Below are 14,729 nucleotides of genomic sequence, written 5' to 3' on the forward strand. Positions count from 1 at the left end.
TGAATGAGGTCGTGCTCGTCCGCCACATCCACGATGACCAGGTCAGACAGCCCCGAGAACACCACACCCACCAGATCAGTGATCTTCAGCACGCCTCAGGCTGGCAGGTGATCACTGAGCGCCACCACCGATTACGGGACAGAGCCGATTACGGGACAGAGCCGTTGTTTGTACAGTCCCTACCAGTCCCGAAACACGTTCGTGGCTGCAGGGGCGGGAGAGCTGAGAGGCTGGTTGTGGCCAGCCCGGCTGTCGCACCAGCAGCGGGTCACCACCGCCAGATCCCGTGGGGGCAGCCGCGCCGGACAACCATCAGGCGGGGTGTCGGGCGGCGGTGAGCCGTCGGTAGAGGGCGGCGGTGTTGGGGTGTGGGTCACCGTCGGCGCTGACCTCGGCTATCGCTTTCAAGCATGCCTTCCACGCCTCGTGGACGCGGCTCATGTTCCCGGCTTCGTACTCGGCCCGCATCAGGGCGCGCCACAGCTGTTCGGCGTAGGAGTCGGAGGCGAGCCCCATCCGTGCAGCTCGTGCGGAGCGGTCAGGGCGGCCGGCGTCGAGCTCGAGCTCGGCGAGCAGGTCGGCTGCGTCGACGATTTCGGCGCGGATGTTTTCGATGAGCGGGGTTTCCAGCCACCAGTGGTAGCAGCCGTCCAGCACCGGTCCTCGGACCAGGGCGAGGGCCTCCCATAGGTCGGTGGTGGAGTTACGTTTGGCACCGCGGTCGGCGAGTTCCTGGAAGCGGGTCCAGTCCAGAGTGATGGCGTGGGTGCGGTAGACGTAGGCGGAGTAACACAGGATGCGCGCTTGGCCGTCGGGGGCTTTGCCGAGTTTGCCGCGGGTGCGGGTGATGAGCTGGCGGAGCTGGTCTGAGGGCTTGGGGGTGTCGGGGTCGGGCCCCATCATCGCGGCCAGCTGGAGGTTGCGCAGCCCCGTCGGCCCGGCGAAGGCCAGGGCGAGCACGAGCTCGGCCATCTTGGGCTGGAGGTCGGCGACGGTGCCAGTGATCTCCAGCGGCCCGAGGATGGACACCTGCACGGCGTCCAGCGCCTCGTCACGTTGGGCCCCAGGCTCCGCGACCTCATCCTGCTGTTCGGGCTCTCTCTCGGACGACGCCTCTTCCTGCTGTTCGTCCGTAAGTACCGAGGCCGATGACGCGCTCGCTCCGCTTGCCAACGGCAGCAGGCTCTCGCCTGCATACGCGTCATACGGCGGGTCGCCTGCTGCGACATCGCTCGTGTCGGCGGCAGCAGTGAACAACTCCCCGAGCCGCTGGTAGGACTCGACCGCCATCAGGTGCGGCCCCACTGTGAGGCCGAGTGGGGTGACGTCCAGGCGCGGGCCCTGGTCGTCCTGCGACAGGGCGAACCGCGCGGGCGCGCCGGTGGCGTCTCCGGGTACGAGGGCGGCCAGGCCGCCGGGAAGGGCTGTGACGGTGTCGACCAGCCGGGCTAGCTGGTCAGGCGAAGGGGTGTTCCTGCTGATCAGGACGGTGAGGGTCCAGTCGCCATCGGGATCGTGCAGGCGGCGGTCGGCCACGTCGGCCGGATCGCTGGTGGTGGCGAGTCGTCCGCGGAGGTCGCGGGCTCGGTCGGCGAGCAGGCCGAGTGCTTCGGTCAGGTCGGTGCAGGGTCGTATGCGTGCTCCGGCCGTGTGCAGTTCGGGGAAGCCGACGGCGAGCACGTCGAACCATGGCCCGTCGCCGGTGGTGAGTTCGTTGGCCGCTGTGATGAGGAAGCGGTCGACCAGCTCATCGGGGCCGGTTGCGGTGGCGGTCTGCAGGCGTTCGAGGTTCACCAGGAGTGCGTGTCCGTCGTCGAGGTGTCCGGTGGTGAGCAGTGCGGGGAGCACGTCGCGGAAGTTGTCCGCGTGGGGCGCGTTGTCGAGGTGGATGCGCCAGGTCGCCTTGGTCCGGCCCTGGGTGAACGGGGCGGGTGGCGTGCCGGCGGGCTGGGCCAGCAGTAGCTCGACGGTGTCGGCGCAGACGCGTGCGCCGAGCACGTGCGGCAGGTCGCGGTCGGCAGCGGCGATGACGTCGCCGAGCGTGGCAAGAGCCTGACGGCATTGTGCGTGGGCGTCGGGTGCGGCCAAGCGGCGCAGTTTCTGCTCTGTACGCAGGATCCCAGGGTCGGCAGGTAGGGCGATGCGGCGGCCGCGGCGGCGTGCTTGGCGTTGGGCGTGGCGGAGGCGGGCGAGCGTCAGCAAGGAGCCGACGGCCACTCCCCGGCGAACGCCGCAACGGGCGCGCTCGGACCGCTATCCCTGCCGTCACGGGGGCGTCAGGCAGGCGGGCGGTTCAGGGGGCCGGGGCAGCGGTGGGCGGCGTCGCGGTTCGGGGAGCAGCAGGTGACGGCGCAGGTGACGAACCGGCCGCCGCGTAGCCAGATGCCCCATTGCACGTCCAGTCCGGTGGTCAGGGCTTGCTTCGCGTTTTCCAGGCGCAGGCCGAGCCCGATGCGTGCCTCGTCGTCCGGGCGGGGGACGGCCGGGTGTGGTGAAACGCCCGGACAGTCCTCGTCGCCGTCCTCTTCCGCGGCGGTGACGTCGAGCACCGCGGCGGACGCGGTCACCGGGCCGCCTGCTCGGCGAGGCCCTCCTGGGCGGCGATCACCTGGCACAGTTCGACCAGGTCGTCGGCGTCGACCGTGCGGTGCGCGCCCGCCTCCTCCACGGCCGCGGGGAACGGCCGCTCGCGCGTCGCCCACAACCGCCCGGCGTCGCTCCGCATGATCCGCCACCCGGCGAACACCGGCCGGGCGGCGGCGATAGCCCTACTGTTGTGTGTCATGGGTCAGGACCACCATTTTGATCAAGGACCCGTCGGCGATGTAGGGCACCGCCGGCGGGTCCGCTTCATGCAGGCAGTGGCTCTGGCGCTCCTACCTGTATGACCGGCTCGGACGACCCAATCTTGTGATGCGCGACGAGCGAGAGGCGGCACAGCGCGTGTCACCTTCCGTGATCAAGGCGAGACGATCGGTCGTCGGCGTGCAGGGGCCCTTCAATGGCCGTCGAGGCGGTCCAGGGCTCGTTCCCAGGGGAAGAGGTGGAGGTAACGGCCCCCGGTGCCCGGCTCGTGCAGCGGATAGACGTCCGGGCCGAAGAGCACGTCGACTCCCCAGGACCTGAGCTTGTCGATGTGCTCCTGGAAGGCGGGGTGAGCGGCGTGCGCCCAGTTCGTGAAGGGCATGGCGACGATCGGAAGCCGCTTGCCTATTCCCTCGACAATGATGCCGAGCGCGAGCGTGTCGCACACGGCCAGTGCCCACTTGCTGATCGTGTTCACCGTGGCCGGTGCCACGATCACGGCGTCGGGAGGAGGGAGCACATCCGGTTCGCCGGGATTCTTATATTCGCTGCGCACCGGGTATCCGGTCAGCCGCTCCAGCGCTTCGACGTCGACGAACCGCCGCCCCATCGGAGTGGTGAGGCAACACACCTGCCACCCTCGCCTCTGGGCCGCCACGACCAGCTTGTCCACCTCGCGCGCCGGGGGCGACCCACACGCGATCACGTACAGCACGCCCCGGCTCATGCCTGCGCTCCCGCGCGAGCGGCCAGCCGTACAAGGTCCGTAGGAGCCGGTCCCTTCGTACGACGCAGCACGTCGGCGATTATGGCCTGCGAGAGAGGGCGGCAGCGCACCTCGCGGGAGGCGACGCGCTCGGCCTCCAGCAACGTGCGTACGGCCTCCTCCCTGTGGCCCCACTGGCTGTACCCGCGCGCCACGTCCACGAGGAACGCGGCCCTGCGTTCACGGCGCATCGCCGCGAGCGCCGACGGGTCGGCCCCGCCGGCCACCTCGACGGCAAGGCCGCCTTCGCCAAGCGCGACCAGCGCGGCAACCTCGTGGATCGTGACGTTGGCCGGGCCGAACGCGAGCCAGTGATAGTTTCCGGCGACGTCCACGGACCGTGCCGCTTCCCGAGCTTCCGCGATCAGAGCTCTCACCGTGGGGTGCCTGCCCAGCGCTGCGGCTGCCATCGCTCCCTGCACCAGCACATGCCCGTACAGGGCACGCCGCTCCTCCGTGTCCGACTCGGCACTGAGCCGATTCGCCAGGCCCACAAGCATGTCCAGTGCGGGCTCCGCTCGCCCCATGGACAGCAGCGCGAGCGCGATGCGCCATCCTGCGGCGGCCAGCAGCGACAGGTCTCCGATCTGGCGCGCCGCCGCCATGCTCCTGTCTCCTGCGAGCCAGGCCAACGAGTGCTCTCCGAGCTTCCGCAGGGTGCTGGAGGTGATCTGGTACGCCTCGGCGAGCAGCCGGGCCGACTCCTCCGTCCCCAGCGCCGCATGATTGCTCTGGGCGTTCTCCAGCGTCTCCGGGAGCACCTGACTGATGACGTCGTAGTCCGCCACCTCGAACGCGCTCCAGGCGTACGCGACCTGGCGGCGCAACCGGGCGAGGTCTCCCGGTCCGGCATTGAGGGCGTAACGCTCCATAGCGTTCCGGATGTGCTCGACCTGGGCGTCGTCGATGCACACGGTTCCGCTCCGGACGGGCTCCTCGCCGATCAGGGTTTGCAGATCGACGTTCAGCGCCTCGCAGAGCGAGTCCAGGACGGAGAGCCGGTCGGCGCTCCGAACCCCGGCCTCCACCTTGCGCAACCAACTGATCGAACGGCCAAGCCGGTCGGCAAGGATCTGCTGAGTCAGGCCGCGCCGACGCCGCCAGTACGCCACCCGCCGGCCCAGCTCCCGATCGTTCATTCCATCGCCTCAATCCGTCCGCGCCCGGAACGCGACGGCACCTCTCCGACGCCCCCGCGTCCGACACCGAGGTGCACAGGGGATGGTTTCCGAACTTCCCCCATGGGCCGCGCGCCGAACGCCGCGACCGGCTGTAGCTCCAGACCTGTCGCACCTCCCATCCCCGAGCCTTGACGACGTCTTCGCCAAATTGCGTGATAGCGACGCCCTTACGCCGCTTCCCGTGGGAAATGGGCGGCGCATCGGATTGAGCATGGTCGCCGATCTGTCCGCGAGAGTCCACCGGCCGCGCCTGGCTGACGACGTGCTGGCCGGCGGCGACCTCCTCCAGCCCGCGTTCCGCGAATTCGACGCCGCCACACCGCTTTACCGCGAATCCACCTACACCGGAACCACGAGTCGCGCGCTGCTCGGCGTGATCGGGGAACTCGCGCAAATCACCGGATGGATCGCCAGCGACGCGGGACGACCTGAAGAAGCAGCGCGCGTTTACCGTCTCGGCATAAGCGCCGCTCAGGAGGCCGGGGACGGCACCCTGGAATCGAACCTCCTCGGTTCCCTGGCCTACCAGATCACGAACATCGGCGACCCCAATGAAGGGGTGACGTTGGCCTGCGCGGCGGTCGAGGCACTCGGGCCGCATGCGTCAGGCGGGCGCGTGCCCTCGCTTGGGATCGAGTGGCATGGGCGCACGTGACGGTCGGCGAAGCCGAGGCTGCCATACGAGCGCTGGGCGAGGCCGAGGCAGCCCTGGGACAAGACGGCGACGAGGAGGAGCCCGCCTACTTGTACTGGGGGAACGCCCACGAGCTGCAGATCATGGAGGCTCGCGCCTACACCGAATTGGGGCGCCCGCTTCGCGCAGTACCGCTACTCACCGATGTCCTCGCCCGTTACGACGCCACGCACGCCCGGGAACTCGCCTTGTACCTGTCCTGGCTCGCCGTCGCGCTCGTAGACGCGAACGAGCCAGGGGAAGCGGCCCGTGCGGCCTCGCGGATGCTCGACCTCTCGAAGGACGTGGCCAGCGACAGGACGGCGCGTCGTCAGCGTGTCGTCCTCGATCGGCTGGCGCCGTACCGAGACATGCCACAGGTGCGCGAACTGTTCGAGCGCAGCCGATAGGCCGTCATTGGGCCGCCGCAGCATCGGGGCCGGTTGGTGTGGGCGCGTGAAGGCGACGTGGCGTTGGGCTTGACGCGCTCGGCGCGATGTGGTCGGCCTGAAACCAGGGTTTCCCTGAGTCCCTAAAGATACCTTTCTGAGATCTTTGACTACTGACATCCACTCTCGTGCTGATTAGAGTCAGTTTGATCACGATCTTCGGCGATGCGGCTTACATCCGCTTCGCTGCCCCTCAAGGAGGGTTTGTGAGAGTGAAACCTCTCGTAGCGGCCGCTGCCGCGCTGTTGACCGCGGCGGCGCTGCAGATCCCCGCAGCAGGCTCGGCGTTCGCCGACACACCGTCCGATCAGCGTCCATCCGACAACTCCGCCCACGGTGGACCGGTCCTGGACGACGTGCACAACGTCCCGACGACCGCCGTCAAGAGCAACGTGACGTTCCTCGACAACGTCAAGGGCGTGAGCGGCTACTCAGGGCTGAACTTCATCAGCTACGACAAGTACGGCTACGACTTCATGTTCGCCAACGGCACAGGCGGCCTGGCCGTCTGGTCGCTCAAGGACCCCGAGCACCCGGCGTTGGTCTCCACCGTCACGGCGGCCCAGCTGCGCCAGCCGGGGGACACCCAGGACAGGTTCTGGGAAGGCGAGAACATGACCGTCGACCCGAAGCGCAAGCTGGTCTTCCTCAGCAGGGACCCGCGCGGCTTCGGCGGCACCGTCTCGACCGGCCAGTCCGGCGTCTACATCGTGGACGTGAAGGACCCCTGGAAGCCGAAGGTCGTCGTCTTCCAGCCGATCGCGGCCGGGCACACGGCCACCTGCATCAACGACTGCTCCTACCTGTGGTCGGTCGGACCGGCCAACACCGGTACGCCGGGCCAGGACCCGTCCTGGAAGGGCGTGCCGGTCCGGGTGACCGACATCCGTGACCCCAAGCACCCGAAGACCCTGGATCTGGCGCTCGACCTCGGCCGGTTCGACGGCGTCACCGACTACGTGCACAGTGTCGACGTCGACAAGAACGGCGTCGCCTGGGTCTCCGGCGAGGGCGGCGTCCGCGGCTACTGGACCAAGGGCAACCACTACGACCCGGTGCGGAAGACCAAGCGGGTGGCGACGGCCTACGACCCGATCCCGTACGCGGGTGGCACGGCCGTGCCGACCAACCCGCAGGGCACCGAGTTCTTCGACTACTTCGACCACAACGCGTATCACAACACCGAGAAGCTCGGCTCCTTCGACAAGGGCGAGCTGGTCTACGTCACCAACGAGAACATCACCACCTGCTCGCAGGCGGGCGAGTTCAAGATCGTGTCGCTGAAGGGCAGCTACGACGGCGAGGGCTGGAAGTCCACGCCGGAGAAGCCGCTCCGGCTCAACCTGGTCAGCCACTGGTCGCCCTGGGGCAAGGAGGGGTCGGCCACCAGCGGTAGCTGCTCCGCCCACTGGTTCACCGTCAACGGCAACATCGTGGCGATCGGGTGGTACGGGCAGGGCACGCGGTTCCTGGACGTGTCCGACCCGGCCAACCCGACGCAGGTCGGCTACTTCCGGGTTCCGTCCGGCACGGATGTGACCGGAGGCTCGGCGTCGGCCGCGTACTGGCACAACGGCCTGGTCTACGTCGCCGACTACAACCGGGGCGTCGACGTGCTGCGGTTCGACGGCAAGCTGGCGGGCAAGCCGGACAAGAAGATCTGCTGGAACTCCTGCGACAAGTAACCGTCCGAGCCGGGGCCGGTCCGGGCGGAACTCCCCGCCCGGGCCGGCTCCGCCCTGACGGAGTGGAAGGGTGACGGTGCGACGCCGACATCTCACGCGGGAGACGACAGCCGCCGTGCCCGTCGCGCGGCTCGTGGCGGTCGTGCTCCTGGTGGCAGGCGGCCTGGTCGTGGGCCTCCTCCCCGGTGTGGCGGCCCGTCCGGCGTACGCGCACGCCTACCTGCTGGAGAGCTCGCCGGTCGACGGGCAGGTGCTGGCCTCGCCCCCGGCCGAGGTACGGCTCCGCTTCGACGAGGCGGTGAGCCTGGGCGGCCGGTCCATCCAGCTGCTCGACCCGACCGGCAAGGAGCTGGCCATCGGCGCGGCGCAGTTCGCGGACGGCAAAGCCGACACGGCGCGCGCGAGCCTGCCCCGGGACCTGGCCGAGGGAACCTACGTCGTGTCGTGGCGGGTGACGTCCGTGGACTCGCACGTGGTGTCGGGAGCGTTCAGCTTCAGCGTCGGCCACCCGAGCGCGATGGCCGCTGACGTGGAGCAGGACGCCGACCGCGTGGTCCCCGTCGTCGCCGCGGTCGGCCGCGGTGTGGCGTACCTCGGGGTGGCCCTCGCCCTCGGCGGCGGGGTGTTCGTGGCCGCGATCTGGCCCGCGGGCCGCGGCGACCGGCGCGGCCGGCGCGTCGTCTGGTCGGGGTTCGCCGGACTGGCCGCAGGCACCGCCGTGGTGCTGCTCGTCCAGGGGCCGTACGCCGACGGCAGGCCGCTGACCGGGGTGTTCGACCCCGGCCTGCTGGGCGCGACGCTGTCCACCCGGCTTGGGTACGCGCTGCTGGCCCGGCTGGTGCTCGTGGCCGTCCTCGGCGTGGTCTTCCTGATCGCGGTTGGCCGCCCCTCGCCCGTCGCCGATGCGGAGCCGACCGCTCCCGAGCCGGGCGGTCCGGAGACGGGCGGTCCGGAGCCGGCATCGCGTTGCGAGCCCGGCGGCGTCGGTCGCAGGGTCGTGCTGCCCGTGGTCGCCGTCGTCGGCGCCATCGCCATGACGCTGACCTGGACACTCGCGGACCACGCGCAGAGCGGCACGCAGATCTGGCTGGCCGTCCCGGCGACGAGCCTGCACCTGCTCGCCATGGCGCTGTGGCTGGGCGGCCTGGTGACGCTCGCGCTCTGCGTGCTCGCTCCGGCCGGCAAGCGGGACCCCGGGCTGCTCTCCCTCGAGCCCGCGCTCCCCAGGTTCTCCCGGCTCGCGCTGCTGTGCTTCGCGGTGATCGCGGTCACCGGGCTGTACCTGTCGTGGCGTCAGGTGGGGACGTGGGGCGCGCTCGGCGCGACCGGCTTCGGGCGGCTGCTGCTCGTCAAGCTCGCCGTCGTGCTGGGCGTGCTGGCGCTCGCCTCCGGATCGCGGCGGTTCGTCCAGCGGCGCGACCGTGCCCGCCGTACGCCCCTGGACTCCGGCGCCGGGGTGCGCAGGCTGCGCCGCTCGGTCGCCGGCGAGGTCGTGCTCGGGATCGTCGTCGTGTCCATCACCGCCGTCCTGGTCGACACGGCCCCGGCCCGCACGAGCTACGCGCCGCCGGTGGACACCACGGTCCCGTTCCCCATTGCGGGCGCCGTGAACGCGTCCGGCCCGTACGGCGGGCTGCGCGGCGGCTCGATCCAGGTGAAGATCGAACCGGCGAGACCGGGCGGCAACACGGCGGACATCTACCTGACGGGGCGGGACGGGAGGCTGGTCCCGGTGCCCGAGATCTCCGGCGCGCTCGAATCGCGGGACCGCAGCGTCCCTGCGCTGCCCGTCGCGGTGACGGCGGCCGAACCGGGCCACTACGTGGCGGGCTCCATGTCCATCCCCTATCCAGGGGAGTGGGCGTTGCGGCTGGACATCCGCGTTTCCGACTTCGACGAGACACGCGTGCGTGTCCCGTTCACCGCACAGTGAAAGGCTGGCGACACATGCGAGGCGCTGACCGTACGGCCCCCTCGTGGCGGGTGGCCCTGGCCGCCGCCGGTGCGATCGCCGTCGGCGTCCTGGCGGGGTGTTCCGGCGGGACACCGGAGCCGGTGGCCAAGCCGCCCTACACCGTCGAGACCATCCGTTCCGGCTTCGTCGGCGCCGCCGATCTGGGAAAGGGCGCGGTCGCGTTCGAGGACGAGGACCACGCCTCGCACACCATCTACACGCCGCCGAACAGCATCCCCACCTGCCCGTACGTGCAGCGTGCCGACGACGTCAAGGGTCCGGTGGAAGCGGCGATCGAGCCGGTGGGCGGGAACCCGACCGGCCGGTTCATCGTCGCTCCGCCGAAGGTGGGGCCGCAGACCCTCCCGGTCGTCACCCAGGGCGCGGTGGTCTTCGAGAGCACCACGCTCGCCGGCAACGCGATGAACGCCGTGACGGCCGAGTCGGCCGAATGCCCGGCGACGTTCACCATCCTCGGAGGGCCGCCGTCCATCGTGGGCGACTACAAGACCAGCAGCAGGCCCGTGGAACTGGACGGGTGGCGGGGGTTCGCCCAGCACCTCGTGCACACCCCGCCGGCGGATCTGGGTTCGGACACCTATGACGACCTGGTCACCGTCGTGGTGCAGAAGGCGAACGCCGTCCTCTACGTCGGGTACACCCAGATCAAGAAGGTGGGCGACCGGTCCGACACCGAGGAGAAGGTCAAGGACCTGATGACGACGACGCTGGCCCGCCTCGGCTAGCGGATCACCGATGAGCGAAACGGTGGGAGTCCCGCCGATGGGAGGAACGTTGAGCGGCAGAGCACTTCGGGCGGGTGTGGCGCCCACCGCGACGGGCGCCGATTGCGCGCATCCGGTCGCCTGCGGTGCGGCGGCTGCGCCGGCACGCCCCGGACCGGCCGGAGCCGCGTACGGCAGGGTGCGCCGTGCGCGTCGGGGGCTGCGAGCGCTGCGCCGTACGGCACGCGGGCTGGTCGTCGCGGCCGTGGCGGCCTGCCTGGTCGCCGTCCTGCCGGCGGCGGCGTTCGCGCATGTGAAGGTGACCGCCGACGCCGCGGTCCAGGGCGGCTATGCCGCGCTGACGTTCCGGGTCCCCAACGAGCGCGACGACGCGAGCACCACCGAGATCGAGGTGCAGCTCCCGACCGAGTTCCCCCTGGCCTCGGTCTCGGTGAAGCCGCACCCCGGCTGGTCGTACAAGCTCGAGAAGACCACTCTGGCCACGCCGATCGAGTCGCACGGCACGAAGATCGGCGAGGTCGCCTCGAAGATCACCTGGACCGCGTCGGATGAGGACGCGGGGATCAGGCCGGGTGAGTACGACGAGTTCTCGGTGAGCGCCGGGCCGCTGCCGGAGACCGACCGGCTGACATTCAAGACGCTCCAGCACTACAGCGACGGCGAAGTGGTGCGCTGGATCCAGGAGCAAAGCGGGGGGGACGGGGAGGAGAGCGCGGGAGACGATGAGGCGGAGCGGCCCGCGCCGGTGCTCGATCTCGCGGCCAAGGGGGCCGCCGTGCCCGGTCCGGCCCCGGCCGCTGGAGCGGAGGCGGCCGCGCCGGAGTCCGGCTCGGACGCGGGGGTGGCGTGGGCGATCGGGCTGTCCGCGGCCTCGCTGGTGATCTGCCTGGCATGCGCTGTGGCGCTGGCCCTGCGGTGGCGCCGGACAGGTTAGGCACCGCCGTACGTTCCCGTGCCGAGTGGCGGCCTGCCTCGGGGCCGCCACCGGCGCAATTCATGTGGCCTTAATGAACGCCTCAGAGCGGTCCCATTCCCGCTCGCCAGCGTGGGCCCATGAGCGAGCGAAGCGAGCGATTCCCCAGGCACAGCGCGACCCGCGCCGGTCTCATCGGCCTGCCCCCGGTGCGGCGCCACTCCGAGCCGTCAGGCGAGGGGACGGCATGAGCACGACGATGGTTTCCGAGTCGGCGGCGGGGGCGTCCCGCAGGACCCGCCTGGTCGAGGTCGTCGTTCCCGTGCACAACGAGGAGCGCGTCCTGGCCGCGAGCGTGGAGCGGCTGCACGCCTACCTGAGCGGCGACTTCCCGTACGGCTTCCGCGTGACGATCGCCGACAACGCGAGCACGGACGGCACGTGGACGATCGCCAGGCGGCTGGCCCACGAGCTGCCGGGAGTGCGGGCCGTCCACCTGGACCAGAAGGGCCGGGGCCGGGCGCTGCGGCGGGTGTGGGAGTCCAGCGAGGCCGACGTGGTCGGCTACATGGACGTGGACCTGTCGACCGGCCTCGACGCGTTCCTCCCCCTGATCGCACCGCTGATGACCGGCCACAGCGACGTGGCGATCGGGACCCGCCTGTCCCCCTGGTCCAACGTCGTGCGCGGCCCGAAGCGCGAGATCATCTCCAGGGCGTACAACCTGCTGCTGCGCTCGCTCATGGGAGCGCGCTTCTCCGATGCACAGTGCGGATTCAAGGCGGCCCGCACCGAGATCGTGCAGGCCCTGCTGCCCACCGTGCAGGACGAGGGGTGGTTCTTCGACACCGAGCTGCTGCTGCTGGCCGAGCAGCACGGGCTGCGCATCCACGAGGTGCCGGTCGACTGGGCGGACGACCCCGACAGCCGGGTGGACATCGTCAGGACGGCGGTCGACGACCTCAAGGGCATGGTGCGGGTCGCCCGGGGGAGCCTCGCGGCCCCGGCCGCGCCGCCGTCCCGGACGCCGGTGCGCACGCAGATCCCCGCCTTCGCGGTGATCGGGGCGATCAGCACGGTGGCATACCTGGCGCTGTTCTGGATGCTGCGCTCGATGTTGCCGGCCGTGGCGGCCAACGCCGTCGCGCTGTTCGTCACCGCAGTCGCCAACACGGCGGCCAACCGCCGCTTCACCTTCGGCGTACGGGGGCGGGCGGGGGCGCTGCGGCACCACCTCGGCGGGCTCGTCGCCTTCGTCGCGGGGCTCGCGCTGACCAGCGCGGGGCTGGCCGCGCTGCCCGGCGGCGCGCCACAGGCGGCCGAGCTGATCGCCGTCGTCGTGGCGAACGGCCTGGCCACCCTGCTGCGCTTCCTGCTCCTGCGCACCTGGGTCTTCGCGCCCCGGAAGGACGTTCGATGACCCTCCTCGCCTCCGGGACCCCGATGGGTCACCGGGCCCCGGCGGACCGCGTGACCCCCGCCCTGCGCTGGGGGAAGTGGGCGGTCCTCGTGCTCGGGGCCGTGCTCTACACGTGGGCGCTCGGCCGCAACGAGTACGCCAACGACTATTACGCCGCCGCGATCTACTCCGGCACCAAGAGCTGGAAGGCGTTCTTCTTCGGCGCGCTGGATGCCGGGTCGTACATCACGGTCGACAAACCGCCCTTCGCGCTGTGGGTGATGGGCCTGTCGGCCCGGATCTTCGGGTTCGGCACGTGGAGCATGCTGCTGCCGCAGGCGGCGGCCGGGGTGGCGTCGGTCGCCCTGGTGCATTCGGCCGTACGGCGGGGGCTGCGCGGGCTCGACGCCCGTGCGGCCGGGGCCGCGGCCCTGCTGGCGGCGCTCGTCATGACGCTGACCCCCATCACCGTGGCCATCAACAGGGACAACAACCCCGACACCGTGCTGGTGCTGCTGCTGGTGGCGGCCGGATGGCTCTGCCTGGAGGCGATCCGCACCGGGCGGCTGCGCACGCTGCTGGGCACCGCCGTGCTGGTGGGCCTCGCCTTCAACACCAAGATGCTCCAGGCCTACCTCGTGCTGCCGGCATTCGCGCTCACCTACCTCTACGCCGCGCCGGGGGCGTTCGTACGCCGGGCCGGGCGCCTGCCGGCCGCCGGGGCGGTCCTCGTGGTCACCAGCGCGTGGTGGATGGTCGTGATCGACCGGTGGCCCGCGTCGTCACGGCCGTACGTCGGCGGCAGCACGGACAACACCGTCTGGAACCTGGTGATCGGCTACAACGGCCTGGGCCGGATCTTCGGCGGCGGTCCCGGCAGTCCCGGTGCTCCCGGTGCTCCCGGTGGTTCCGCTGGTCCCGGTGGTGGCGGAGGTGGCGGCTTCGGTGGCCCGTCCGGCGCGGGCCGGTTGTTCAACGACGTCATGGCCGGGCAGATCTCCTGGCTGCTCCCGTTCGCCGCCGTGGCCCTCGTCTGCGGCCTCGTCCTGGTCGCCGGATCGGCCGTCAGTCCGGCCGGGGGCCCGGCGAGGGACACGGCGAGGGACACGGCGAGGGGCACGGCGAGGGGCACGGTCCGTGCGTCGCTGCTGCTGTGGGGCAACTGGCTCGTCGTGCACTACGCCGTCTTCAGCTTCTCCAGCGGCACCTTCCACCCGTACTACACGACCGCGATGGCCCCGGCGGTCGCCGCGCTGACCGGCATCGGCGGTGTGCTGATGTGGCGGGCGGCCCGGGCGTCGGCCGTCTGGCGGCTGGTCCTGGCCGCCGCGATCGCTGTGACCGGGGCCTGGTCGTTCGTCCTGCTGCGCCGTACGCCGGAGTTCGTCCCGTGGCTCGCCTGGGCCGTCGCGGGCGGCACGGTGGTCGCGGTGTTCGCCCTGGCGGGCACGACACTTGCGGGCGGCGGCGGCCGGACGGCCGCGCGGGTCACGGCGGTGGCGCTCACGGCGGCGGTCGCGGCCGGGCTGGCCGGTCCGGCGGCGTACGCGGTGACGCCGCTGGGCGCCGCGGTGAACGGCACCAACCCCACGGCCGGGCCGTCGCAAGGGTTCGGCCCCGGCGGCCCCGGCGGCTTCGGTGGCCCCGCCGGCTTCGGCAGGTCCGGCGGACCGGGCGGGGCCGTGCCCGGCGGAAACCGGCAGGGCGGACGCGGCATGCGTGGGCCCGGCGGCCAGGTGGACGCCGCGATGGCGGCGTACCTGAAGCGGAACAAGGGGAGCGCCACCTGGCTGGTGGCGGTGGACAGCGCGCAGAGCGCGTCGTCGCTCATCCTGTCCACCGGCGAGCCGGTCATCGCGATGGGCGGGTTCACCGGCTCCGACCCGGCGATGACGGTCGGCAAGCTGCAGCGGTACGTGGCCGAGGGGAAGCTGAAGTACATCCTGGCCGGCGGCGGCTTCGGACCCTCTCGTGGCGCGAGCGCGGACGTCACCGCATGGGTGAAGGCGCACGGCACCCCGGTCGACGCATCGGAGTACGGCGGCACGTCCACCGGCACGTCCACCGGCATGGACGGCGGCGGATCCTCGCTCTACAGGCTGGGTTGACGGCGTTCGGCCGGCTCCTCGGCGGGTAGGGGGCGGGCCTTCCCGGCCGA

11 protein-coding genes and 1 pseudogene are annotated in these 14,729 nt (G+C 71.2%); 7 read left to right on the forward strand and 5 right to left on the reverse strand.

The genetic code is table 11. The features are described 5' to 3' along the window. Positions 1 to 312 precede the first annotated feature (312 nt). From FLX08_RS38795 to FLX08_RS38815, 5 genes are all read right to left on the reverse strand, one after another. Positions 313 to 2,088 (reverse strand): AfsR/SARP family transcriptional regulator, encoded by a 1,776-nt coding sequence (locus tag FLX08_RS38795; RefSeq protein ID WP_142625253.1) that lies wholly within the window; start codon positions 2,086 to 2,088, stop codon positions 313 to 315. Positions 2,089 to 2,276: 188 nt separating this feature from the next. Further along, positions 2,277 to 2,567: a hypothetical protein gene (locus FLX08_RS38800; protein WP_142625254.1), complete on the reverse strand. Its 291-nt coding sequence runs from the start codon at positions 2,565 to 2,567 to the stop codon at positions 2,277 to 2,279. Then, positions 2,564 to 2,785 (reverse strand): hypothetical protein, encoded by a 222-nt coding sequence (locus FLX08_RS38805; protein WP_142625255.1) that lies wholly within the window; start codon positions 2,783 to 2,785, stop codon positions 2,564 to 2,566. The genes FLX08_RS38800 and FLX08_RS38805 overlap by 4 nt, the downstream gene beginning before the upstream one ends. Before the next feature lie 213 nt (positions 2,786 to 2,998). Continuing rightward, the gene (locus tag FLX08_RS38810; protein ID WP_142625256.1) at positions 2,999 to 3,532 is read right to left on the reverse strand and encodes a flavoprotein; all 534 of its coding nucleotides are present in this window, start codon (positions 3,530 to 3,532) and stop codon (positions 2,999 to 3,001) included. Beyond that, positions 3,529 to 4,710, reverse strand: coding sequence for a helix-turn-helix domain-containing protein (locus FLX08_RS38815; RefSeq protein WP_142625257.1), 1,182 nt, complete (start codon positions 4,708 to 4,710; stop codon positions 3,529 to 3,531). Before FLX08_RS38815 ends, FLX08_RS38810 begins: the two co-directional genes overlap by 4 nt. Before the next feature lie 82 nt (positions 4,711 to 4,792). Here FLX08_RS38815 and FLX08_RS43600 point away from each other — a divergent pair. From FLX08_RS43600 to FLX08_RS43180, 7 genes and pseudogenes are all read left to right on the forward strand, one after another. After that, positions 4,793 to 5,835, forward strand: a pseudogene (locus tag FLX08_RS43600) (NsdA family TPR-like regulatory protein). A gap of 251 nt (positions 5,836 to 6,086) precedes the next feature. Beyond that, positions 6,087 to 7,559, forward strand: coding sequence for an LVIVD repeat-containing protein (locus FLX08_RS38825; RefSeq protein ID WP_208761955.1), 1,473 nt, complete (start codon positions 6,087 to 6,089; stop codon positions 7,557 to 7,559). Positions 7,560 to 7,629: 70 nt separating this feature from the next. Next, positions 7,630 to 9,492 carry a copper resistance CopC/CopD family protein gene (locus tag FLX08_RS38830; protein ID WP_142625258.1) on the forward strand — a complete coding sequence of 621 codons (1,863 nt, stop codon included), beginning with the start codon at positions 7,630 to 7,632 and terminating at the stop codon, positions 9,490 to 9,492. Between the two features lie 14 nt (positions 9,493 to 9,506). Further along, positions 9,507 to 10,259, forward strand: coding sequence for a hypothetical protein (locus FLX08_RS38835; RefSeq protein ID WP_142625259.1), 753 nt, complete (start codon positions 9,507 to 9,509; stop codon positions 10,257 to 10,259). A gap of 178 nt (positions 10,260 to 10,437) precedes the next feature. Further along, positions 10,438 to 11,193 carry a YcnI family copper-binding membrane protein gene (locus FLX08_RS38840; RefSeq protein WP_167530751.1) on the forward strand — a complete coding sequence of 252 codons (756 nt, stop codon included), beginning with the start codon at positions 10,438 to 10,440 and terminating at the stop codon, positions 11,191 to 11,193. 226 nt (positions 11,194 to 11,419) lie between these two features. Next, positions 11,420 to 12,592, forward strand: a complete 1,173-nt coding sequence (locus tag FLX08_RS38845) for a bifunctional glycosyltransferase family 2/GtrA family protein (protein ID WP_142625261.1) — start codon at positions 11,420 to 11,422, stop codon at positions 12,590 to 12,592. After that, the gene (locus tag FLX08_RS43180; protein WP_142625262.1) at positions 12,589 to 14,679 is read left to right on the forward strand and encodes an ArnT family glycosyltransferase; all 2,091 of its coding nucleotides are present in this window, start codon (positions 12,589 to 12,591) and stop codon (positions 14,677 to 14,679) included. Before FLX08_RS38845 ends, FLX08_RS43180 begins: the two co-directional genes overlap by 4 nt. The last annotated feature ends 50 nt before the right edge of the window (positions 14,680 to 14,729 follow it).

Source organism: Microbispora hainanensis (assembly GCF_006874475.1).
GTDB lineage: Bacteria > Actinomycetota > Actinomycetes > Streptosporangiales > Streptosporangiaceae > Microbispora > Microbispora hainanensis.

Bases quoted from the DNA above. Each gene is read 5' to 3' on its own strand.
- FLX08_RS38805 (WP_142625255.1), bottom strand. From the start codon at position 2,785: ATGACACACAACAGTAGGGCTATCGCCGCCGCCCGGCCGGTGTTCGCC.
- FLX08_RS38810 (WP_142625256.1), bottom strand. From the start codon at position 3,532: ATGAGCCGGGGCGTGCTGTACGTGATCGCGTGTGGGTCGCCCCCGGCG.
- FLX08_RS38815 (WP_142625257.1), bottom strand. From the start codon at position 4,710: ATGAACGATCGGGAGCTGGGCCGGCGGGTGGCGTACTGGCGGCGTCGG.
- FLX08_RS38835 (WP_142625259.1), top strand. From the start codon at position 9,507: ATGCGAGGCGCTGACCGTACGGCCCCCTCGTGGCGGGTGGCCCTGGCC.
- FLX08_RS38845 (WP_142625261.1), top strand. From the start codon at position 11,420: ATGAGCACGACGATGGTTTCCGAGTCGGCGGCGGGGGCGTCCCGCAGG.
- FLX08_RS43180 (WP_142625262.1), top strand. From the start codon at position 12,589: ATGACCCTCCTCGCCTCCGGGACCCCGATGGGTCACCGGGCCCCGGCG.